We start from the raw sequence: 20422 nt of genomic DNA, 5'->3' as shown, positions 1-20422 counted from the left end.
CGCACAGCTAGGTGGACACCTAGTCGGTCGCCGGACGGGACATGACAAACGCATGCATCAAAGGTGAGTGCCGTTCCTGATGTCGACGCAGAAACTGACTGTCCTGATCGCGGATGATCATCTCCTGATCCGCCGTGGTATCCGCGCCCTGCTCGATGAGCTGGGGCATGAGGTGGTCGCGGAGGCGGGTGATGGTGCCGAAGCGCTTGCCATGATTCTGGCGCTGAGTCCCGATCTGGCCTTGATCGACATTGCCATGCCGGTGATGTCGGGGGTGGAAGTGGTGCTGCGGGCGGCTGCAGCGGCGCCACAGACCCGATTGTTGTATCTGTCGGCCCAGACGGACGCTGTTGCGGTCCGTGAGGCGCTCCGCGCGGGTGCGGATGGCTATCTGCTCAAGGACTTTGTGCTTGATGAGCTGGATGCAGCCCTGGCCGAAGTACAGGGCGGTGGCCGCTACCTGAGCCCAGGCCTGCCCGCCGCGGTGCGGGAGTCCATCACCGCAGACGAGAGCGAGCTGCTCACGCCCAGGCAGCTGGAGGTCTTGCGCGGTCTCGCCCTTGGCCATTCACTCAAGCAGATTGCCCGTGATCTGGACGTCAGCCCCAAAACGGTGGAGTTTCATCGGGCCAAACTCAGTGAAAGGCTGGGTATCCGGGATATTCCCAGTCTGGCGGTATACGCCAGCCGTCTAGGTCTCGTACCTTTGACCGAGCGCAACCCGCGGGGTATCTGACCGTGTTATCTCACTAGGTGTTGACCTAGCTGACAAGCCCCCTGCCTGCCCGGCAGATTTGACGCCATGGATCTTGCTCCGGATATCACACCGCCTTCGCCAATCCGCTGGCGCGATTTGCCATCGGTCAGGCGCTTGCTGACGCTCTATCTCGCGCTGTGCGGGGTGGTGCTGGCCTTGCTGGGCTATGCGCTGTTTGCCTTGCGCCAGCAGGCCTTGGCGGAAGAAGAGACCGACCTGGCGAATCTTGCCCATGTGCTGGCAGAGCAGACGCGACATTCGGTACAAAGTGCCGACCTGTTGCTGCAGGCAACGCGGGGGCATATTCAGGATCGTCTGCAACGACGCGAGGGAATCAATCCCGTCGCCCTGCACCGCCTGCTGCGCGAACGGCTGACGGATATGCCGCAGATCCGCTTCCTGGCCGTGACCGACGCCAAAGGCATCGTGATTGGCCACTCGCTGACGCCTGAAGTGGGCTTCAGCGTGGCCGACAGCACCGCCTACCGCGCTTTCCTGACTGGTGAGGCCAAAGGGCTATATGTAGGCGCACCGCGCCAGTCCCGCGTGGACGGACGCTGGGGCATCGGGCTTAGCGTAGCCCTGAGGGATAGTCACGGCGAATTTGCCGGCGTGTTGTCGGCATCGTTTGATCCAGCCTATCAGGCGCATATCTACCGAAGCATCGATCTGGGCGACGGCAGTGCCATCACTCTGCTGCGCAGTGATGGCGTGCTGCTGGCGCGATGGCCCGAGACACCGGGCACCATAGGGCGGTCGTTCGCACATGGCGAGGTCTTGACTACCGTGCTCAGGCAGAAGTCCCAAGGGATTCTGCGTAGCCAGAGTCCGGTAGACGGGGTCTTGCGGCTTGGTTACGCCCAGCGCCTGGAGGGCTACCCGTTCGTGGTCACCTTGTCGCGCGCTGAGTCCGCCATCCTGTCGAACTGGTATCGGACAGCCTGGATTTCCCTCCTTGGTACAGGCATGGCCTTGCTGGTGCTGGGTTTGCTCACCTTGCGGCTGGCGCGTCAGGCACGTCATCAGCGTTTGATTGAAATGGCGGCACTGGCCCAGGCGGAGCGGCTCAGGGCGATTGATGTGGCTTCGCCGGTGGCGCTGATCGTGGCTGACCGCGCTGGCGTATGCCACTACGCCAACGCGGTGCTCACGCAGCTGATTCCGGCATTCCACCAGCAGCTGCCGGACAACTGGCTGGTACTTATCGACGAGCGGGACATCGGGTATGCGCAGGCCCAGTGGAACCGCGTGTTTGATGAGGGTATCGATATCGAGCTGGAGTGCCGCTTGAAGAGCACTGACGCCAGCGCCAGATGGATTCATGTTCACGCTGCGCCGCTCCGGGATGCCGATCCGATCGTGCTTTGCGTTGCGGCCGTGGGAGACATCACCCGCCGTCGGGAACAGGATCACCGCCTTGAAGAAGCCTTGACCATGCAGCGGGCCATTCTGGATGGTACGTCCTACGCCATCATTTCGACCGATGTGGACGGGACCATCCAGAGTTTCAACCGTGGCGCGGAGCGCATGCTCGGTTATCGCAGCGCGGAAGTCGTGGGTCGTGTCAGTCCCAAGCTGATCCACGATCTGCAGGAAGTGGCCGAGCGCGCCGAGGCGCTGACAGCCGAGCTGGGGTACACGGTCGAGCCCGGCTTTGAAGTCTTTGTTGCCAAGGCCCGAGCGGGCGGACCCGATGAGCGCGAGTGGACCTATGTACGCAAGGATGGAACGCGCATCCCGGTTCTGTTGTCGGTCACGGCCCTGCGTGATGAGTCGGGGCGTCTGCATGGCTACCTTGGGGTGGCCCATGATCTGACCGAGCTCCACGGCGCAGCCCGGATCAAGCGGGAGTTCATCTCCATCGTCAGCCATGAGTTGCGGACACCGCTCACCTCCATACGGGGAGCGTTGGGCCTGGTGGCATCCGGTATCGCCGGTGATCTGCCCGAACGAGCCCGGGAGCTGACCCAGATTGCCCTGCAGAACGCCGAGCGTCTGGTCCGGCTGATCAACGACATTCTCGATATCGAAAAAATCGAGTCCGGCAGGCTCACGCTGGATATGCGCCGCCACAATCTGATCCCCCTGCTGGAGCGGGCCATAGCCGATAACCAGGGCTATGCCAGTCACTATCAGGTTGAACTCAAGTTGCTGTGCCCGCTGGTGTCTGCTTGGGCCGAAGTCGACGCCAACCGGATTGAGCAGGTCATGGCCAATCTGCTCTCCAATGCCGCCAAGTTTTCAACGCCCGGTACCACCGTGGAGGTCAGCGTGGCCTGTTATGCCCGCCGTATCCGCGTGGAGGTCAGCGACCACGGTCCCGGTATTGCACCGGCGATGCGCGCGCGGCTGTTCGAGAAGTTCAGCCAGATCGATGCCAGCGACGCGCGCAAGCGCGATGGCACAGGGCTGGGCCTGGCCATCACCCGCTCGCTGATTGAGGGCATGCAGGGTCAGCTCGGCGTGATCAGCGATCTGGGGGCGGGGAGCTGCTTCTGGTTCGAACTGGCTCTGGAGCCCCAGTCCGATCCCGGTTTGCCGGTAGAGCCTGCAAGAGTGCTGATATTGCAACCCCATGCCGATGATGCGCTTGCACTGGCACGGCAGGCACAGGAGGCCGGCTATCTGGTTGAGGTGAGCTACCGCTCGGAAGAAGCGAGCCGACGCTGGCTTTCGGGGCGCTTCCAGTTACTGCTGATGGACCCTGCGGCGATTGCTTACGATCCGGACATGCTCAGCAAGCTGTTTCCGGGCTACAGGCATCGTTGTATTTGCATGGCATCGTCCTGGCCATCGCAACCCTTTGAACATTGTGTCTGGATGGTCAGACCTTTGGCGGCCGAGACGATTGCCGAAGCCCTCCGTGATCTGTCGGCCGGATTGATCACCCCTACACCTAGCGAGTTGGCGGAATGAGTTTGCGCAGGAACATGCCGGGCGGGCATCACCCCGAATTGCCACTGAGCCGCATTCTTTATGTGGACGACGAGCCCCATATCCAGACCGTGGTCAAAATGTCACTGGAGCTGGTGGGCGGTTTCGAGGTGGCAACCTGCGGGTCGGCCGATGAGGCACTGGCACAGTTGAGCCCGTTTCGCCCGCAGCTGGTGGTGCTGGATGTGATGATGCCGGTGGTGGATGGCCCTACCACCCTGGAAAAGATACGCGGGCGCTTCGGGTTTGAGCGGATGCCAGCCATCTTCATGACGGCAAAGGTTCAGCCCGAAGAGTTGCGGGCTTTGCGCATGCATGGCGTGCTGGGCATCATCGGCAAACCCTTTGATCCGATGACGCTGGCCGACGAGATTCGTCGCCTGTGGCATGCCGGACATCCCGCATGAGCGACGAACAGCTCGCCAGAAAGGCTCGGCTTGCGGCGGCCCTCAGTGAGGTACGCCGGGATTTCGAGGCTCGTTTGCCGGACGATGTCAGCCAGCTGCTCCGCTTGCTGGATGAAGGCCAACGCGAAGCGGCACATGCCTTGGCACATCGGCTTGCCGGTGCCGGCAAGCTCTTTGGTCATCCGGAGGTCACTGATCTGGCCCGACAGCTTGAGGGCATGCTCACACCCGGCGAGCCCGCGCCGGATCAATACGCGCTACAGCAGCTCCTGCATGCGCTCTTGCAATCGGTGCGCTAGACCCGCTTGCTCAATGACCCGATGTACTGCTGCGCTCACCAGTCTGCAGGCGCCATAGCGCCGCGTAGCCGCCGTTTAGCGCCAGTAGTTGCTCGTGCGTACCGCGCTCCGCGATCTGGCCCGCCTCCAGCAGGTAAATGCAGTCCGCATGGCGGATGGTGGAGAGCCGGTGCGCAATCACCAGCGTGGTCCGCCCCCGGCTGACAACCTCCAGACTGCGCTGGATGGCGGCTTCGGTTTCGTTGTCGACCGCGCTGGTGGCCTCGTCGAGAATCAGGATGGCCGGATTCTTGAGAATGGCGCGTGCCAGTGCGAGCCGCTGCCGTTGACCGCCCGAGAGCTTCTGGCCGCGCTCGCCCACGCGTGTGGCAAACCCAAGCGGTAATTTGTCGATGAACTCGGTGGCTTCGGCGGCACGGGCCGCGTCCGCAATGGCTTCGTCACTCACGCCGGTCAGACCATAGGCGATGTTGTCGGCCACCGTGCCATCGGTCAGGAAGGTGTCCTGCGAGACATAGCCAATCGCCCGGCGCAGATCCTGCAGATTCAGCGCGTCCACTGCCACGCCGTCGAGCAGTATTCGGCCCTGTTGCGCCGTGTAGAAGCGCAGCAAGAGCTTGACCAAGGTGGACTTGCCCGAGCCGGTGCTACCCACGAAGGCTACGGTCTGGCCGGCTTCGATGCAGAGGTCAATATCCTTGAGCGTCGGCGTATCGGCATAGCTGAACCCCACTTGCTCGAAGCGCAACTCGCCACGCAGGCCGCCCGCAGGCAGATGTTGGCCTTCATAGGGGATGCGGATCTCGGTATCGAGCAGCTTCATGGCGCGATCGATGGCGGCCATGGAGCGTTGGTACATATCGGCCACTTCGGCCAAGCCGGTCAGTGGCCAGAGCAGGCGCTGGGTCAGGAAGACAAGCACCGAGTAGGCGCCCACGGCCAACTCACCCTGCAGCGTCAGCCAGCCCCCGTAGATCAGGGTGGCGGTAAAGCCGCTGAGAATCGCCATGCGGATGACGGGGGTAATGGCTGAACTGATGCGGATGGCGCGGGCATTGGCCTCGCGATAGCGGTTGCTGGCCTCGGCGATATGGGCAGTTTCAAAGCTCTCTGCCGCAAAAGCCTTGATGGTGGCCAGACCCAGCAGGTTGTTGTTGAGGCGGGCACTCACATCCCCCGCCGCTTCCCGCACTTCGGCATAGCGTGGTGCCAGGCGGTTCTGGAACCAGAAGGCGCCAAACAGGATGGCTGGCACCGGCAGCAAGGCAATCAGCGCCAGCCCCGGCTGCACGGCAAAGAACACGGCACTCACCATCACGGAAGAGCAGAACACCTGGATGATCTGGTTGGCACCGCCGTTGAGAAAGCGCTCCATCTGGTTGATGTCGTCGTTAAGAATGGACATCAGGTTGCCGGTGCGCTGGTTCTCAAAGTAGGCCATTTCCAGCTTTTGCACATGTTGGTAGGTATCGAGCCGCAGGGCATGCTGGATATCCTGTGCCAGCTGGCGCCACTTCACCTCATAGAGGTACTGGAAAAGCGATTCCCCGCCCCAGATCAGCACGTTCACGCCACCGAGCACCAGTAATTGGTGCCAGGTATCGGTAATACCCAGACCGCTGAGGACGCGGGTGGCAAGAAAACTCTCATTGCCTTTCACCACCACATCTACCGCAATGCCGATCAGCACTTCGGGCAGGATGTCGAAGAACTTGTTGAGTACCGAATACAGCGTGGCCAAGCGGAATTCGCGGCGGTAGGCGCTGGCGTAGGCAAACAGGCGTTTGAGCGGGTGCATCGGGTTCATCCTTGGCTTGTCGTAGGGTGCAATTTGGCCTCCGCCGTATTGCACCTTGATGCGCATTCGGGGGCGGTGCAATGCGCTGCGCTGATTGCACCGCTACTTGGCGGCCCCAAAACAAAACAGCCGCCTCGCGGCGGCTGTTCGGGTTACTGCTTCAGCGCAGTTCGACCAGCAGCGGGTCGAGCACCTTGGCAATATCGGCCTCGGGCAAGGCCGCGCCGTTGCGGCGGCCCACACGTACCGTGCTCTGGCCACCCTTGCTGACCACACCGACGAGCACTTCGTCGGCCGGTACTTCCTCGGTCTTGGCGCTGTCGTCCTTCCAGAACGCCAACTTGCTGAGGAAGCCTTCTTCCTTGGCTTTGCGGACCATGCCTGGGCGCACGTAGTACACGCCCAGGGTGCGGTCGCGGTCGGTGATTTCGTAGCCGGCGCGTTCCAGTGCCAAGCCAACACGGCGCCAAGCACGATCAAATCCGTCCTCCATCTGGATGGTCTTGATGCCTTCAACCGTGACCAGCGCTGCACGGGCCTTGCCGTCGGCAGCAATGGCTTCGGTGGCCTCGCCCGGCTTGGCGGCTGCGGCCAGCTGGGTGGCGCTGTCAGGGCTGACGCCCAGCGTAACCAGCAGTTTTTTCAGCTGGGCAGCTTCGCGTTCCGGATTGGCCGGCATCACGGTCCAGCGCGTGTCTTCACGATTGGCACCTACGTAGTTCTCTTCCATGCCACGGTGAGCAATGTAGATCTCGGTGCTGTCGGCGCTCGCGCGCTCCAGACGGATCCGATACTGGTTGACCTTGCCGGTCGAGTACAGCGTGCCCAGACCGCGCTGGATGGCGGCACGGATGCCACCGACCGGCAGCTCGGGACGCTCTTCGGCCCAGTTGGTTTCCAAGAGGCCAGCGGTGGGGTTGTCGATGGTCAGCTTGTAGCCCTGATCCAGCCAGAACTGGCGCACGGTGGGCCACACCTTGTCCGCGGGGGCGTTCACCACCAGCCAGCGCTGGTTGCCCGCGCTTTCGAGCCGTGCATTGGTAAACCCGGGCAGGACAGCGCCGGTTTCCAGCAACTTCTGGCCGGCGGCGCTCGGTGCGGCACCGTTAAGGCCCGGGATCAGGTAGCTGCCGTTGGCTTCGGGCGTGGTCAGGTCGGGCGGGACTTCCAGCGGGCGATTCTGGATCGACTTGCGGGCCTGCGCATATTCCGGCGTTTTCGGCTCGTCGTCATTGCCAAAGAACGGAATATGGAAGTTGGTATTGGCGCAGCCGGTGGCCAGCAGGGCAAGCAGCAGGGCCGCCGAAGTGCGTGGGGTGCGGATCATGAGACGATTTCCTTAGACGGCGATACCGGCTTGCAGCATGGCGGCACGCACGGCGGGTTCACTGGCGCTGGTCAGCGGGGTGAGCGGCAGGCGGATGCCGTTTGGCATCAGGCCCATCTTGCTCAAGGCCCACTTGGCCGGAATGGGGTTGGCTTCGATGAACAGGTGCTTGTGCAATCCCTGCAGCTGATCGTTGATGGCACGGGCCTCGGCGATCTTGCCGCTCAATGCGGCGGCGCAGAGCTGGCTCATCAGTTTGGGCGCTACGTTGGCGGTGACCGAGATCACGCCGTGACCGCCCAGCAGCATGAAGGCGATGCCGGTCGCGTCGTCACCCGAGTAGAGCGCAAAATCCTTGGGTGCACGCATGAACAGATCGGCAGCACGGCCGATATCGCCTGTGGCGTCCTTGAGCCCGATGATGCCGGGTATCTCTGCCAGACGCAGGGTGGTGTCGTTGCTCATGTCGGCCACGGTACGACCGGGCACGTTGTAGAGGATCACCGGGATATCCACCGACTCGGCGATCTTCTTGTAATGCTGGTAGATGCCTTCTTGCGTGGGCTTGTTGTAGTACGGCACCACCGAGAGGGTCATGTCGGCACCGACGGCCTTGGCTTGCTCGGCCAGCGCGATTGCTTCGGAGGTGGAGTTGGCACCCGTGCCGGCAATCACCTTGACGCGGCCACGAGCCGCAGCCACGGTGGCTTTGATGATGGCGACATGCTCTTCTACGTCAACGGTGGCCGATTCGCCGGTGGTACCCACGGCGACGATCCCTGCTGTGCCTGCCTCGACGTGAAAATCGACCAGCTTGTTAAGACTCTCGAAATCGAGGCTGCCGTCTTCAAACATCGGGGTCACGAGCGCGACCAGACTGCCTTTCAACATAAATGCTATCCGGAAGGGATGGAGGGGAAGCGGGGATTCTAACCGAATCATCCCGGCGTTGTGGGGACGCGCATCAGGAAGACCGGTCAGCCTGCTTTGAGTTCCGCCGCAATCTGTCGGCCCGCTGCTTGCAGTGAGGCCCGGGTCGCTGGGTCGAGCGCCTGCCAGTGGCAGCCTCGCAGCGCCGCTTCCAGTGCATAAAGCAGATTGAGATTGGCGCGATGGCCATGCTGGCGTATGAGCCGATAAGCCGTTATCGAACCCACGTCCGCCAGTTCACCCAGCGTATGGATCCCGATGGCCGAAAGCCAGCCGCGCGACACCGGCCCCAGGTTTTTCATCCGGGCAGCAGACCCACATATTGCGGGTAATCGGTAATCAGGGTGTGGACCCCCAGTTCCTGCATCAACTGATGTTCGTACAGGGTTTTGGCGCCATAGACCGCGTTGCGGAAACCCAGCGCATTCGCTTGGCGCAGGATGTCCGGATCAACGATCTCGCAATCCCAGACCAGGGTGCGCAGGTTGGGATGGGGCAGGGCGGCGTGCAACAGGGTACTGAGGGCGGCCGGGCGATGCGCATTAAGCAAGCCGCAGTCCGACGCCAGCATTTCGGCCGCGGCCAGCACCACATCGTGCCGGAACGAGGTGACCAGTAGCCGGTGGCTGCTGTCGTAATCAGACAGGATGGGCAGCGCAAGGCTGGCGGCGGCAGGTGTCTTGATCTCGATATTCCACCAGATGCCCGGCAAGGCATCGAGCGCCTCGGTCAGCGTGGGCACCGTGTAACCGCAGACCTCGCTGAGCTGCTTGCGGGTCAGTGCGGCCACCGCTACCCCGTTGGGTGCCACCCGATCGTGAAACAGCACCGGTTCGTTGTCTGCGCTGACGCGCACATCGGTTTCGATTCCCTCAAAGCCAACTTCCACGGCCGATGCAAAGGCTGTCAGCGTGTTCTCGGGTAGTTTGGCGTGATAGCCGCGATGGGCGAGCAAGTGCATGGGCAGACTCCGTGAGGGACTTGAAAGAAGTGTAGACCCTCACGCCGGCAGCGGTAACCGGCAGGCCCGGTCAACCCCTAGGGTGCAATAAGCGCAGCGTGTTGCACCATCAGGCGTGGCGTTGCCGGCCAAGGTGCAATGCGGCTGGGCCTTATTGCACCCTCCCCAGCATCTCAAACGAACGGTGCCACCAGACCTTCACGCGCAAACGCGCGCTGCACGGCAGGGCGGGCCAGTACGCGATCCAGCCAGGGTTTGATGTGGGTGAAATCCCGCGCCTTGCGCTCGGGGAAGTTGCGCGTCCAGCGACACAGCATCATGGCGTAGATGTCCACCAGGCTGAACTGCGTACCCAAGAGCCAGGGCTGGCCATGGCTGGCGAGCTGGGTATCGATCTGCTCCAGCAACAGCAGGGTTTTATCGCGTGCGCAGCACTTCACGACCTCGGCGCCTGCCTCGTTGTCTGCCCAGCGCTGCGGATAGAAGTACAGGATCAGGGTTTGCTGCAAGGTGGTGGAGAGCCAGCTCAGCCACTTGTAGGTCTCTGCACGCTCGGGTGTGGCAAGGGGAGGCATCAGCGCGGCGTCGGGGTGGGTGTCCGCTAGATGCAGACAGATCGCGGCGGTTTCAAACAGCACCAGATCACCATCACGCAATACCGGGATCAAGCCATTGGGGTTGAGTTTGCGATAGGCCGGCGAATCCAGTTCGCCGCCATCTTTGTCGATTTCGACCAGCTCGAAAGGAATGCCCAGCTCCTCCAGCAAGATATGGGGTGTCAGGCTGGCAGTGCTGGGAACGAAATGAAGTGTGATCATCGGCGTGTGGCGTGTTTGAGGAGAAGACTTGCAGGATAGGCAGTGGACGAGCAGGCGCAAGCGCGCCGAGGAGCAGACAAGGCACCGCCGAAGAAGTGCGGGGCAGTATTCCCGGGGGGAACGCTGCCCGGCACTTCCTCAGCGGGCGTGAGTAAACCGCAGCACCGGGCTCAGACCTTGGTCACTTGGGTGCTTGCCGGGGTGGCATCCGAGCGTTGCATATAGCCGGCATTACCATCGTTGACCACAAAGTACACCAGTACACCGACCCCGATGACCAAGGCAATCGCGAAGATGACGATGGCTTCGAGCTTGTCGTCGTAGTGGTGGGGTTCGTCAAAATGCTGTGCGTCGAAATGCTGTTCCATGATGTGCTCCTTGCGGGGTGAAAAAGTTGAATGACCTCACGGTTGACCGGGTTACCTCAGTGCGGACAGATTGCGCTTGCGGGTGCCGCATTGCCACGGTGATGCGACCGACGTCTCCACCAGGCGATCAACTGTTGCCCGGGACGATGGATGACACGGCGGGCTTGTTGCAGCAGGCAGCGCATGGATGACATTGTGAGCCTGGCCGTACGCCTCGGCAGCAGTTGCAGCCGGGCGGCAGACAGGGCTTCGATGACCACTCGGCCGCGGTGGCTGATCCGGTGGCTTTGCCCTGCACTCAGCAGTACATCGTTACCCGCTGCGTCGGTGATCCACAGCTGACCCTCGTGGCAATGAATGCGATCACCCAGGTCGGCATTGACGCTGCGCAGGTGATGCCACGCCAGTTCTTGTTCGTATTCGATAAAATCATGCAGTATTGTCATGATGCGCTCCACTGATCAGGAAGGTTGATTCCGGCCTTCTGTGCTTGCATTCTCTGTGTGTGAGGATTGATCGTCTATCGATCCTTTTTCATGAATTAATTGAGAAATACTCAACAATGGAATCGCCCGGCCGTTTGCCATCTCTGCCCGCATTACGTGCGTTTGAAGCCGCCGCCCGCCTGGGTAGCGTGGCGCGCGCGGCGGCCGAGCTGTTTGTGACCCCCGGTGCGGTATCCCACCAGATCAGCGGGCTGGAAACGCAGCTGGGCTACGCACTGTTTGTGCGTCAGGGGCGCGGGATTGCCCTGACTCCGGAAGGCAGGCGGCTGGCTGCTACGGTCAACCGCTTGCTGATGGGTGTGGGGCAGGAGCTGGATGCCATCCGCCGCGAGCGTGAGCGCCCGCGTCTGGTGGTGACGGTTCTGCCCTCGTTCAGTGCGCGTTGGCTCACACCCAGGCTCGGGCGATTCATCGAAGATCATCCCGATATCGAACTCTGGGTGCAGACTTCCAAACAGATTGAATCCCTGGCCGAGTCCGGGATGGATCTCGCCATCCGTATCGGACCAGGCCAATGGCGGGGCCTGCATGCCCAGCCCTTTCTGCATGAATACTTTCTGGTCGTGGCCAGCCCCCGGCTCTCGGGTGGCCTGCCGGGCACACCCGATGCCCTGGCCGGCAAGCCGCTGCTGCGTGCGATTGATGAGCCCTGGCAACCCTGGTTTGCCAGCGTGGGGCTGGATTGGCAGGAACCCGATCACGGCTTGGTGTTCAGCGATTCCGGCATGCTGGTGCAGGCGGCGGTTGAAGGGCAGGGCATTGCCTTGGCGCGGCGCTCGCTGGTGCAGGACGAGCTGGCCAGCGGCAAGCTGGTACAGGTTTTCTCCCAGACGCTGGCCCACCCTTGGGCCTATTACCTCGTCACCACGCAGGCGCCGCCGCATCGGCCCGTACTGCAAACCCTGATAGATTGGCTGAACGCCGAGGCCCGTCTATCTTTCGGCGATGACTTCTCTGCTTAGGATGCCTGTGCCTGCTTCAGTATTCCGACTGCTCTGCTGCTTGCTGTCTGTGAGTGTGGCCCTGCCTTTGCAGGCCGCGCCCCCCGAACGCCCCAAGGTTGCGCTGGTGCTCGGCGGTGGTGGCGCCCGCGGGCTGGCTCATGTGGGTGTGCTCAAGGTACTGGAGGCGGCCCGTATCCCTGTTGATTGCGTTGTGGGTACCAGCATGGGGGCGCTGGTTGGGGGTCTTTATGCCGGCGGTCGTTCGGCGGCCGAGGTCGAGGCGGCGGTGCGCGCCATCCATTGGGATGAGGTGCTGGATGATCGCCCGCGCCGCCCCCAGCGCACTTTCAAGGACAAGCAGGATGACTGGCTGGGCATGATGAACCTGGGCCTGGGTCTGTCTGATCGGGGCGAGATGCTGTTCCCCAAAGGGGCGATCGGTACCCAGAAGGTGGACTTGCTGATCCGCCGGCTCGTCAATAACGCCGCCTTGCCCAGTTTTGATCAGCTGGCGATTCCGTATCGCGCCGTAGCGGCCGATCTGGAAACCGGCGATATGGTAGTGCTCTCGCGCGGTGATCTGGCTGCGGCCATGCGCGCCAGCATGGCGGTGCCGGGCGTGTTTCCGCCGGTCGAGCGCGATACCCGGATGCTGGTGGATGGCGGTATCGCCCGTAACCTGCCGGTCGATGTGGCACGCGGCCTTTGCGGCGAGCGGGTGATCGCCATCGATGTGGGTTCGCCCCTGCTCAGCCGCAAGGAAGTGACCGATGCGCTGGCGGTATCGGACCAAACCTTGCGTGTGCTGACCCAGCGTAATGTCGACGAACAGATTGCCCAGCTGGGCAAACGGGATCTGTTGATCCGGCCCGAACTCGGCGCCCTCTCGGGCACCGAGTTCAATGCGGCTGAAACCGCCATCGCGGCCGGCGAGCTGGCTGCCCGCGAAGCCCTGCCGCAATTGCTTGCGCTGCAGGTTGAGCCGGCAGCCTTCGCCAACTGGCGTGAGCAGACAGCGGCGCGTGCCTTTGTACCGCCCAAGGTCAAGTCGGTAACAGTGGATGCCACCCGCTTTGTCAGCCCCGATGTGCTCAAGGACACACTGGCCGTGCCGGCTGGTGAGCCACTGGATGTACCTGCGCTGCACGCCAGCCTGGGCCGTGCCTACGCCCGCGGTGACTTTGACCAGATTGATTACCGGCTGATCCCCGATGGCGATGGCGCCAACCTCCTGATCCTGCCGCGCGAAAAGTCCTGGGGGCCGGGTTATCTCGATCTCGGCCTGGGTCTGCGTACCGATTTTGAAGACGATGCGGCCTTCCTGCTGAGCGCACAATACCGCCGCACCTGGCTCAATAAACTGGGTGGCGAGTGGAAAACACGCGCTTGGCTGGGTAAGGCGCGTGGCCTCAGCACCGCGTTTTACCAGCCCCTGCGGCCCGACGATGGTGGCTTTGTTGCGCTGGAAGGGAGCATCAACAATGATGCCTTCCCCATTTATCTGGCCGGCGAGCGCGTGGCCGATTACCGGCTTGTCCGCCGTAACGTGAATATCGATGCGGGTCTGAACGTGGGTCGATCCGCCCAGTTGCGTATAGGGCTGGAAAAGAGTCGCGTCCGCGCATCGCGTTCGACTGGTGATCCGGCGTTCCCTGATCTGGCCACCACCCAAGGCGGTGTGCGCCTCAAGTTCGCCATCGACCAGCTAGATAGCGCCCAGTACCCGCGTGAAGGCTATTTCGCCGGCCTGAACGCCTACCGCAATCTGGCCAGCATGGGGCGAGATGAGGATTTCAGCACGGCCAACCTCACGCTCAAGCAAGCCCTGCGCGTGGGTGCCTGGGCCGGTTTGATCGACCTGCGCTACGACTGGTCGAATGATGCCGATATCGATTCCTTGCCTACTGCGGGCGGCCTGTTTCGCTTGTCGAGCTATGGGGTGGATGCCATCCGCGCCAAGCGCATCGCCCGTGCGCAATTGCGCCTCTCGCAAGATGTCACGCGCCTGGCGCCGCTGCTCGGTACGGCTGGCTTCTGGGGAGTGTCGCTTGAAACTGCACGTACCTGGGGCGGTATCGACGCAAGCTATCGCGAAGACAAGCTGCGCTACGCCGGTGTGCTGTTTGTGGGCAGCGATACACGCTTGGGACCGGCCTATTTTGGCTACGCGTATGGCGATAACCGGCATGGTCGGGTTTACCTGAGCATCAATGGCGACTTCTAGCTGACAATCCCGCTTGGTTCGGGCGTGGTGGATCGATCACTCAACTATTCGTCTTCGCCCAAACAGGCAGCGTCACGCTGCCTTTCTTTTTCTTCTAACAGGCATCAAAGCGCATGAATTTACTGGCTGTATTCGCCCTTGCTTGGGCTGGTGTTTCGGCATTGGCAGATCCTGTCACGACTACCGTTGTTCATCCGGCGTCATCGCGCCAGATTCCTTTGGCCATTTACACGCCATCTCTAGACGGGTGCCAGCCGCCGTGTCGGGCTGCGCTGTTCGGAACGGGTTACACCGTGGCCGCCAAGGATTACTCATTCATCGGCAATGCATTGGCCAAGCAGGGCTACCTGACCATCATCGTCCAGCACGATCTGGAGGGCGACGCCCCCATGCCCAATACCGGCAACATCGCCAAGGATCGGGGGGCGTACTGGCGCCGGGGCGCGGATGCCCTGGCTTACCTGCTGCAGGCGTTGCCCAAGCAGTTCCCGGCGTATCAATGGCAGAAAGTCACCCTGATGGGCCACTCGCAAGGCGGGGATATTGCCGCGCTCTACACCGCAGAAAACCCGCAGGCGGTGGCGGCACTGGTTACGCTGGATAATCGCCGGGTGCCATTGCCACAGAATGGTTCTCTGCCGGTGCTGACCTTGCGTAGTGCCGATCAGCCGGCAGACGCGGGCGTTTTGCCGGCACCTTCCACGCAACTGCCCGAGCGCTTCTGCCGCGTGAATCTGCCGGACACCAAGCACAACGACATGAACGACCACGGCACGCCGGCTTCCAGGCAGGTCATGCAGGATGCGATCATTGCCTTCTTGCAGAACGATGTGTGTCGTCCTTGATGCATAGCCGCTTCATCGCCACCTGCACCGGGAGTCCGCCTTGCCCGCCAATGACGAATTGATGATTGCCATCGAGCTTGCCGATGCGCCCGACGAAGCCGCGCTGGCGCTGGTGGATGAAGGGCTGGAGCGGCATAACTATGCCGTTGCCCCGCTGAACGATGTGGCACCCCTGGCGGCATTTGCGCGGACACCCGATGGCACGCTGATCGGTGGTGCGGTCGGCCGCACCTGGGGCCAGTGCTGCGAACTGCTGGAACTCTGGGTGGATGAAGCCCAGCGCGGGCAGGGCGTGGCATCGCGCTTGCTGGCGGCGTTTGAGGCCCACGCGGCTGGCCGGGGTTGCACGGTGTATTACCTCACCACCCTGAGCTACCAGGCACCGGGGTTCTATCTCAAGCACGGCTATGCCGAGCGGGCGCGCATTGCGGGCTACCCGAACGGGATCATCAAGTTCCTGATGGTCAAAGAGTGCTGATGGCCATAGCAAAACGGGGCGTGATTCACGCCCCGTTTTGCTTTATGCCGCTTGCCGGCGCGGCTGGCTCGGGAAGGCATGGCGGAACAGCCGCACAATCACGCTGAAGAACTGCCCGGCAAAGCTGCCCGTGTTGTAGTGCTGGCCGTACCGCGCGCAGATCTCGCGCACCTTGGGGGCCATCAAGGCGTAGCGGCGAGCGGGCAGATCGGGGAACAGGTGGTGTTCGATCTGGTGGCTTAGGTTGCCGGTCATGAAGTGCAGGAACCAGCTGCCGCTGAGGTTCGATGAACCGCGCAGCTGGCGCACATACCACTGGCCGCGCGTTTCATGCTTGAGCACCGAGGGCGGGAACACCTCGGCATCCTGCGTGAAGTGGCCGCAGAAGATCACCGCAAACGTCCACAGATTGCGCAGCAGGTTGGCCACCGCATTGCCCGCCAGCACGCCCAGAAAATTGGGGCCTGCCAGGAGCGGGAAGAACACGTAATCCTTGATGAACTTGCGCCACAGCTTGCGCTTTACCGGCGGCAGCTTGGCATCGAGCTCTTCCTTGCTGACTTTGCCCTTGAAGTAGCGATTGAGTTTCAGATCAAAAATCGCAATCGCGTACTCGAACAGAACGGCCTGCAAGAATGCCCATAGCGGCTGCAGCAGGTAGAACGGCCGCCAGCGCTGTTCGGCAAAGATGCGCACGGTGCCGTAGCCTACGTCGTGATCCTTGCCCAGCACATTGGTGTAAGTGTGGTGCTCGTAGTTGTGGGTCTTGCGCCAGGCATCGCTGGTGCAGCTGTGATCCCACTCGAATGTCTTGCCCGAAAATTCCGGGTCGTTCATGAAGTCGTACTGGCCATGCATCACGTTATGGCCCAGCTCCATATTGTCGACAATCTTGGCAAACGCCAGCAGCAGCGTGCCGGCAATCCAGGTAGGCGGGAAGAAGCCGGCAAACAGCATCAGGCGACCGGCGAGTTCGGCGATGCGCACGCTGGTGCGGACACGGCGGATATAGCGTGCATCCACTTCGCCACGCTCGGCCAGGTGCTGGTTACGCAGCGCGTCGAGTTCACGGCCGAAGGCGTCGGCTTCTTGCGGGGTGAGGGTTCGGCTCAGGGTCATGGTTGATCCTTGTCGATCACAAATCGAGCACAACGGGGCCGACCGGTGCAGAGATGCACAGGCGGATCGTCTCGTCGGGTTCCAGCGAAATCTGCCCGGTACGCAAATCGCGCACGGCACCTTCGCGCTTGTGGCAGGTGCAGGTATTGCAGATGCCCATGCGGCAACCAAATGCGGGTTGCAGTCCGTTCGCTTCGGCCTGGCTCAGCAAGTCCAGCCCGGTCTGGCCGCTCACTTGCTGGCCACTGCGGGTAAAAGTCAGTTCCACCGTGGCTGCATCGGTTTCGTTCCACACCGGCGGGCTGAACGACTCCTGCGCCAGACTGGCCACGCCGCCTTGGGCGGCAATGGCCGCTACGGCTTGGGTAAAGCCAAAGCTGCCGCAGGCATAGGCGTGGCGCTGCGCCGCATCGGGCACCAGTGCTTGCAGCTGATCGGCACTGATGCGGCCAGCATGTTCGCCAGCCAGCGGAGCTTCGCCGGTCAGGCAGACATGCACGGCAAGGCCTGGCAAGGCGCGTAGCTCGTCGATAAATGCCAGCTCGCGGCGATGGCGTGCGTAGTAAACCAGCACGGCGTCGCTTGCTTGGCCCTTGGCTTGCAGGCCGCGCAGCATCGCCAGCAAGGGCGTAATGCCGCTACCGGCCGCCAGCATCAGCAACTTGGTTGGTGTTGGGCTGGACAGCGTAAAGGCACCGCTGGCCTGGCCCAGTTCGATGTATTGGCCCACTTGCAGCTGCGCGTGCAGCCAGTTCGATACCAAGCCGTCAGCCTGGCGTTTGGCACCAATCTCGATCAAGCCATTTGTCTGCTGCATGGGGCTGTAGTAGCGCGTGTGGCGGATACCGCCAACCTCTACGGTGAGCGGTACATGCTGTCCGGCTTGCATGCCGCGCCAGTGGCGGCTGGGAGCCAGGGTGAGGACGACGGTGCTGTCGCCCTCAAGGCGCTTGGCCACCACGCGGGCGAACACGCGCTGCAATTGCAGCTGCGGGTGCAGCAGGCGGCCGTAGTAATCGAATATGTCTTCACGCAGCCAGCCGCGCAGTACGGACACGCGGGGCAGTAGGGTGTTGACGAAGAAATCAGGCAAAAGGCGCACGTTGGCTCATCTTTTGAGTGAACAAGTGTTCACAGATTGCCGACGTTTATGGTTTCAGTCAACAAATGTTCACTAAAGAGTTTTGCGCTACATCAAGCTGGCCCGCATCTGATACATTGCCCCGCTACGCCAAAACCCTTGTAGTCGAGAACTCTCCTTGCTGATGCGCGCAGAAAAAAAACAGCAGACCCGCCAGTCGCTACTGGATGCGACCCTGGAACTGATGGCTAACGGCCGTGGCTTCAGCGCCATCAGCCTGCGCGAAATCACCCGCCAAGTCGGCATCGTGCCCGCCGCCTTCTACCGGCACTTCGACGATATGGACGCGCTGGGCCTGGCGCTGGTCGAACAGGTCAGCACCAGCTTCCGCGAAGCGATCCGCTTGGTACGCCGCAATGAAGAACAGCATGGCGCCATCCATGCCTCCGTGCATATCTTTGTCGATTACGTACTCGCGCACCGGCAACTGTTCCTGTTCCTCGCGCGCGAACAATACGGCGGCTCACCGCTGGTGCGGCAAGCCATCAACGCCATGCAGCACCACTTCATCACAGACCTTGAGGCCGATCTGGCCCAAAGCCCCAAGCTGGAACATCTGGCACAGCCCGATCTGGAAATGCTGGCGGATCTGGTGGTGAAAACCGTGTTTTCCACCCTGCCGGAACTGGTGAATCCGCCCGATGCGGATTCACCGGAACTACGTAGCCCCAAACATCAGCTTGAGGACAAGCTGCGGTTTATTTTGATTGGGGCCAAGCATTGGCGGGGGGTTGGGATGTGGTTGGAAGACTAATCGACATGTTGGATTTCCGAAGATCAACCCTCCGGTCCTCAATTCATGCGTACCCGCAAGCTACTTGCCTTACTCGTGCTGCTCCCCACCGTTGCTATTGCAGGTCAAGATACATTCCCTGAAGCGCTGCAAGAACATCTTCTAGCCATCAAGACCCGAGATTGGGCAGCGTTCGAAAAGACGCTCACGTCAGGCGAGCAGCTGACATTTGTTGCCCCGAACGGCAAGACGAGTACTACGACTCAAGCTTTCAAATCAGCCATGAAGTCCTGGCTCGCTGATACGGATTGGTCCTGGCAGCTCGAACAGATTGGGCTTACAAGCACCGCCAATACGGGCATTGCCGTGTATTCGGTCAGGTATAGCGACAAGGATCAACATGGGAAGCCGTATGAAATGAAATACGTGCTATCGCTGGTCTTCGCGCTGGAGGCGGAGGGGTGGAAGCTTGTTCATGATCAGAACACGCTGCTCGCGCACTGAAGTCAGTCGCCACGCCGAGCAAAGGGGCCGTAGGATCTGGTCTTGAATTTTGAATAATTGGGTTGGCGTACCCGTCCACGATACAAGTTCCAACCATTCGGGCAGCTAGGTACTGAGCCTGCAGTGTGACCGGTGCGGCGGACGCCAGCTTCTGACCTCGTCCTGCCACCGGCAATCCGAACCAGCGCAATGCTGTGTTCGCCAACGTACCGACAGACACTTCTCGCAGCTTCAGTCTGAGCCGGTGCCGCCATCAAGCTTGCCTATCTGGGCAGACCACCAGCGCTGCACACGGGAGGTTTCGCCATGTATGCCCGCACGCTACGCGTTTTGATCACTGTTTCCACCTTGCTGTTGTTTTCCGCCTGCGCCAACACCTTGCGGCGTGGCGATACGGTTGATGACCGGTATGCCGCACAGGCCGACTACCCGGTGCAGTTCGGCCATGTCAGCCAGATTGAGTTGTCGCGCACGGATGGACGCACCTCGGGCGGCGGTGCCGTGATAGGTGCGGTGCTGGGGGCGGTGGTCGGTAACCAGATCGGCAAGGGCTCCGGGCGCTCGGTGGCGACCGGGGTGGGCTTGGTCGGTGGTGCCGTGATCGGCAACCAGATCGAACAGCGCCAGAGCGACGGCATGCGGATTTACCGCATCAGCGTACGGCTTGAAAACGGCCGGACACGGCAGTTCGACTACGACAACGCCGACAGCCTGCGGGTAGGCGACCGCGTCCGTGTCGAGAATGGCCAGCTTTATCACGATTGAACAAGGCATGCCGTTCAGGTCGTGTCTGGCCTGAGAACGACAATGCGGTCAGGTCGGGTGTGGCAATACGTCGCAGCCGGCACCCGCTTCATTGCAGCAAGCAACCGGAGAAACACGATGTCGACCTTACAAGCGTTTTCCAATTCACCGATCAAGGCATCCAGCATGATCGGTACCGATGTGGTCAATCTCAAGGATGAGCATATTGGCGATATCAAAGAGATTGTCATCGACCCGCGCTCTGGTCGTGTGGCCTATGCGGTGGTGTCGTTCGGGGGCTTCTTTTCTTTGGGCGAGAAGCTGTTTGCCGTGCCTTTCAATGCGTTCAAGCGTAGCGAAAAGGGTGATGACTACGTGCTCGATGCCACCAAGGAAAGCATGAAGGACGCCCCCGGCTTCAATACCGATAGTTGGCCCACGATGGCTGATGAAAAGTGGAATCGCGACGTGCACCAGTTCTATGGCAAGCGCCCGTATTGGGAAAACTGATAGACCGGTAACGCCCGTTGCGTTATTGAATCGGGCTGATCTTCATGGAGTCTGAATCCAAAGCCCTCGCAGCAT

22 protein-coding genes are annotated in these 20422 nt (G+C 61.6%); 12 read left to right on the top strand and 10 right to left on the bottom strand.

Going from position 1 to position 20422, the window contains the following annotated elements:
• Positions 1-79 precede the first annotated feature (79 nt).
• The 4 genes from O9X62_RS07500 (at position 80) to O9X62_RS07485 (ending at position 4397) form a co-directional block, all read left to right on the top strand.
• Positions 80-736, top strand: coding sequence for a response regulator transcription factor (locus tag O9X62_RS07500; protein ID WP_269532182.1), 657 nt, complete (start codon positions 80-82; stop codon positions 734-736).
• Between the two features lie 66 nt (positions 737-802).
• Positions 803-3673, top strand: a complete 2871-nt coding sequence (locus O9X62_RS07495) for an ATP-binding protein (protein WP_269532181.1) — start codon at positions 803-805, stop codon at positions 3671-3673.
• Positions 3670-4098: a response regulator gene (locus tag O9X62_RS07490; protein WP_269532180.1), complete on the top strand. Its 429-nt coding sequence runs from the start codon at positions 3670-3672 to the stop codon at positions 4096-4098. The genes O9X62_RS07495 and O9X62_RS07490 overlap by 4 nt, the downstream gene beginning before the upstream one ends.
• Positions 4095-4397: an Hpt domain-containing protein gene (locus tag O9X62_RS07485; protein WP_269532179.1), complete on the top strand. Its 303-nt coding sequence runs from the start codon at positions 4095-4097 to the stop codon at positions 4395-4397. Before O9X62_RS07490 ends, O9X62_RS07485 begins: the two co-directional genes overlap by 4 nt.
• A gap of 10 nt (positions 4398-4407) precedes the next feature.
• On the opposite strand, the gene O9X62_RS07480 is transcribed toward O9X62_RS07485, so the two are convergent.
• The 8 genes from O9X62_RS07480 to O9X62_RS07445 form a co-directional block, all read right to left on the bottom strand.
• Positions 4408-6195, bottom strand: a complete 1788-nt coding sequence (locus tag O9X62_RS07480; protein ID WP_269532178.1) for an ABC transporter ATP-binding protein — start codon at positions 6193-6195, stop codon at positions 4408-4410.
• Positions 6196-6355: 160 nt separating this feature from the next.
• On the bottom strand, positions 6356-7522 hold the full coding sequence (gene bamC / locus O9X62_RS07475) for an outer membrane protein assembly factor BamC (protein WP_269532177.1): 1167 nt from the start codon (positions 7520-7522) through the stop codon (positions 6356-6358).
• A gap of 12 nt (positions 7523-7534) precedes the next feature.
• Positions 7535-8413 (bottom strand): 4-hydroxy-tetrahydrodipicolinate synthase, encoded by an 879-nt coding sequence (gene dapA, locus O9X62_RS07470; protein ID WP_269532176.1) that lies wholly within the window; start codon positions 8411-8413, stop codon positions 7535-7537.
• Positions 8414-8499: 86 nt separating this feature from the next.
• On the bottom strand, positions 8500-8754 hold the full coding sequence (locus O9X62_RS07465; RefSeq protein ID WP_269532175.1) for a TfoX/Sxy family protein: 255 nt from the start codon (positions 8752-8754) through the stop codon (positions 8500-8502).
• Positions 8751-9413 (bottom strand): glycerophosphodiester phosphodiesterase, encoded by a 663-nt coding sequence (locus O9X62_RS07460; RefSeq protein WP_269532174.1) that lies wholly within the window; start codon positions 9411-9413, stop codon positions 8751-8753. The genes O9X62_RS07465 and O9X62_RS07460 overlap by 4 nt, the downstream gene beginning before the upstream one ends.
• A gap of 173 nt (positions 9414-9586) precedes the next feature.
• Positions 9587-10231 carry a glutathione S-transferase family protein gene (locus O9X62_RS07455; protein ID WP_269532173.1) on the bottom strand — a complete coding sequence of 215 codons (645 nt, stop codon included), beginning with the start codon at positions 10229-10231 and terminating at the stop codon, positions 9587-9589.
• 170 nt (positions 10232-10401) lie between these two features.
• Positions 10402-10599 (bottom strand): hypothetical protein, encoded by a 198-nt coding sequence (locus tag O9X62_RS07450; protein WP_269532172.1) that lies wholly within the window; start codon positions 10597-10599, stop codon positions 10402-10404.
• A gap of 56 nt (positions 10600-10655) precedes the next feature.
• A complete protein-coding gene (locus tag O9X62_RS07445; protein WP_269532171.1) occupies positions 10656-11045 on the bottom strand; it encodes a DUF2917 domain-containing protein in 390 nt (129 codons plus the stop codon).
• A gap of 116 nt (positions 11046-11161) precedes the next feature.
• Between O9X62_RS07445 and gcvA the strand changes: the two genes are divergently transcribed.
• The 4 genes from gcvA (at position 11162) to O9X62_RS07425 (ending at position 15596) form a co-directional block, all read left to right on the top strand.
• Complete coding sequence (gene gcvA, locus O9X62_RS07440) at positions 11162-12067, top strand: transcriptional regulator GcvA (RefSeq protein WP_269532170.1); 906 nt, start codon at positions 11162-11164, stop codon at positions 12065-12067.
• 49 nt (positions 12068-12116) lie between these two features.
• Complete coding sequence (locus O9X62_RS07435) at positions 12117-14273, top strand: patatin-like phospholipase family protein (protein ID WP_269532651.1); 2157 nt, start codon at positions 12117-12119, stop codon at positions 14271-14273.
• Positions 14274-14386: 113 nt separating this feature from the next.
• Complete coding sequence (locus O9X62_RS07430; RefSeq protein ID WP_269532169.1) at positions 14387-15118, top strand: alpha/beta hydrolase; 732 nt, start codon at positions 14387-14389, stop codon at positions 15116-15118.
• Between the two features lie 40 nt (positions 15119-15158).
• Positions 15159-15596, top strand: a complete 438-nt coding sequence (locus tag O9X62_RS07425) for a GNAT family N-acetyltransferase (protein WP_269532168.1) — start codon at positions 15159-15161, stop codon at positions 15594-15596.
• 42 nt (positions 15597-15638) lie between these two features.
• Here O9X62_RS07425 and O9X62_RS07420 read toward each other — a convergent pair whose 3' ends face one another.
• Both O9X62_RS07420 and O9X62_RS07415 read right to left on the bottom strand, forming a co-directional pair.
• A complete protein-coding gene (locus O9X62_RS07420; RefSeq protein ID WP_269532167.1) occupies positions 15639-16715 on the bottom strand; it encodes an acyl-CoA desaturase in 1077 nt (358 codons plus the stop codon).
• Between the two features lie 16 nt (positions 16716-16731).
• Entirely contained in the window at positions 16732-17817 is a 1086-nt protein-coding gene (locus tag O9X62_RS07415) for a ferredoxin reductase (RefSeq protein WP_269532166.1), read from the bottom strand.
• A 163-nt stretch (positions 17818-17980) separates the two neighbouring features.
• Here O9X62_RS07415 and O9X62_RS07410 point away from each other — a divergent pair, with 163 nt between their 5' ends.
• The 4 genes from O9X62_RS07410 (at position 17981) to O9X62_RS07395 (ending at position 20347) form a co-directional block, all read left to right on the top strand.
• On the top strand, positions 17981-18610 hold the full coding sequence (locus O9X62_RS07410) for a TetR family transcriptional regulator (protein ID WP_269532165.1): 630 nt from the start codon (positions 17981-17983) through the stop codon (positions 18608-18610).
• A 45-nt stretch (positions 18611-18655) separates the two neighbouring features.
• Complete coding sequence (locus tag O9X62_RS07405) at positions 18656-19093, top strand: nuclear transport factor 2 family protein (RefSeq protein WP_269532164.1); 438 nt, start codon at positions 18656-18658, stop codon at positions 19091-19093.
• A gap of 306 nt (positions 19094-19399) precedes the next feature.
• A complete protein-coding gene (locus O9X62_RS07400) occupies positions 19400-19858 on the top strand; it encodes a glycine zipper 2TM domain-containing protein (RefSeq protein ID WP_269532163.1) in 459 nt (152 codons plus the stop codon).
• A gap of 117 nt (positions 19859-19975) precedes the next feature.
• On the top strand, positions 19976-20347 hold the full coding sequence (locus O9X62_RS07395) for a PRC-barrel domain-containing protein (RefSeq protein ID WP_269532162.1): 372 nt from the start codon (positions 19976-19978) through the stop codon (positions 20345-20347).
• Positions 20348-20422: the final 75 nt, after the last annotated feature.

Origin of the sequence: Chitinimonas sp. BJYL2 (genome assembly GCF_027257935.1) — a bacterium.
Taxonomy (GTDB): domain Bacteria; phylum Pseudomonadota; class Gammaproteobacteria; order Burkholderiales; family Chitinimonadaceae; genus Chitinimonas.
Note: the sequence above shows the minus strand (reverse complement) of the source record. Positions and strands in the feature narration are given on the sequence as shown.

What these genes read in the sequence shown, in the direction of transcription:
- O9X62_RS07410 (WP_269532165.1), top strand. Translation starts at nt 17,981, where the DNA reads ATGCGCGCAGAAAAAAAACAGCAGACCCGCCAGTCGCTACTGGATGCG.
- O9X62_RS07420 (WP_269532167.1), bottom strand. Translation starts at nt 16,715, where the DNA reads ATGACCCTGAGCCGAACCCTCACCCCGCAAGAAGCCGACGCCTTCGGC.
- O9X62_RS07495 (WP_269532181.1), top strand. Translation starts at nt 803, where the DNA reads ATGGATCTTGCTCCGGATATCACACCGCCTTCGCCAATCCGCTGGCGC.
- O9X62_RS07405 (WP_269532164.1), top strand. Translation starts at nt 18,656, where the DNA reads ATGCGTACCCGCAAGCTACTTGCCTTACTCGTGCTGCTCCCCACCGTT.
- O9X62_RS07485 (WP_269532179.1), top strand. Translation starts at nt 4,095, where the DNA reads ATGAGCGACGAACAGCTCGCCAGAAAGGCTCGGCTTGCGGCGGCCCTC.
- dapA (WP_269532176.1), bottom strand. Translation starts at nt 8,413, where the DNA reads ATGTTGAAAGGCAGTCTGGTCGCGCTCGTGACCCCGATGTTTGAAGAC.
- O9X62_RS07455 (WP_269532173.1), bottom strand. Translation starts at nt 10,231, where the DNA reads ATGATCACACTTCATTTCGTTCCCAGCACTGCCAGCCTGACACCCCAT.
- O9X62_RS07430 (WP_269532169.1), top strand. Translation starts at nt 14,387, where the DNA reads ATGAATTTACTGGCTGTATTCGCCCTTGCTTGGGCTGGTGTTTCGGCA.
- O9X62_RS07400 (WP_269532163.1), top strand. Translation starts at nt 19,400, where the DNA reads ATGTATGCCCGCACGCTACGCGTTTTGATCACTGTTTCCACCTTGCTG.
- O9X62_RS07460 (WP_269532174.1), bottom strand. Translation starts at nt 9,413, where the DNA reads ATGCACTTGCTCGCCCATCGCGGCTATCACGCCAAACTACCCGAGAAC.
- O9X62_RS07445 (WP_269532171.1), bottom strand. Translation starts at nt 11,045, where the DNA reads ATGACAATACTGCATGATTTTATCGAATACGAACAAGAACTGGCGTGG.
- O9X62_RS07395 (WP_269532162.1), top strand. Translation starts at nt 19,976, where the DNA reads ATGTCGACCTTACAAGCGTTTTCCAATTCACCGATCAAGGCATCCAGC.
- gcvA (WP_269532170.1), top strand. Translation starts at nt 11,162, where the DNA reads ATGGAATCGCCCGGCCGTTTGCCATCTCTGCCCGCATTACGTGCGTTT.
- O9X62_RS07500 (WP_269532182.1), top strand. Translation starts at nt 80, where the DNA reads ATGTCGACGCAGAAACTGACTGTCCTGATCGCGGATGATCATCTCCTG.
- O9X62_RS07450 (WP_269532172.1), bottom strand. Translation starts at nt 10,599, where the DNA reads ATGGAACAGCATTTCGACGCACAGCATTTTGACGAACCCCACCACTAC.
- O9X62_RS07480 (WP_269532178.1), bottom strand. Translation starts at nt 6,195, where the DNA reads ATGCACCCGCTCAAACGCCTGTTTGCCTACGCCAGCGCCTACCGCCGC.
- O9X62_RS07465 (WP_269532175.1), bottom strand. Translation starts at nt 8,754, where the DNA reads ATGAAAAACCTGGGGCCGGTGTCGCGCGGCTGGCTTTCGGCCATCGGG.
- bamC (WP_269532177.1), bottom strand. Translation starts at nt 7,522, where the DNA reads ATGATCCGCACCCCACGCACTTCGGCGGCCCTGCTGCTTGCCCTGCTG.
- O9X62_RS07490 (WP_269532180.1), top strand. Translation starts at nt 3,670, where the DNA reads ATGAGTTTGCGCAGGAACATGCCGGGCGGGCATCACCCCGAATTGCCA.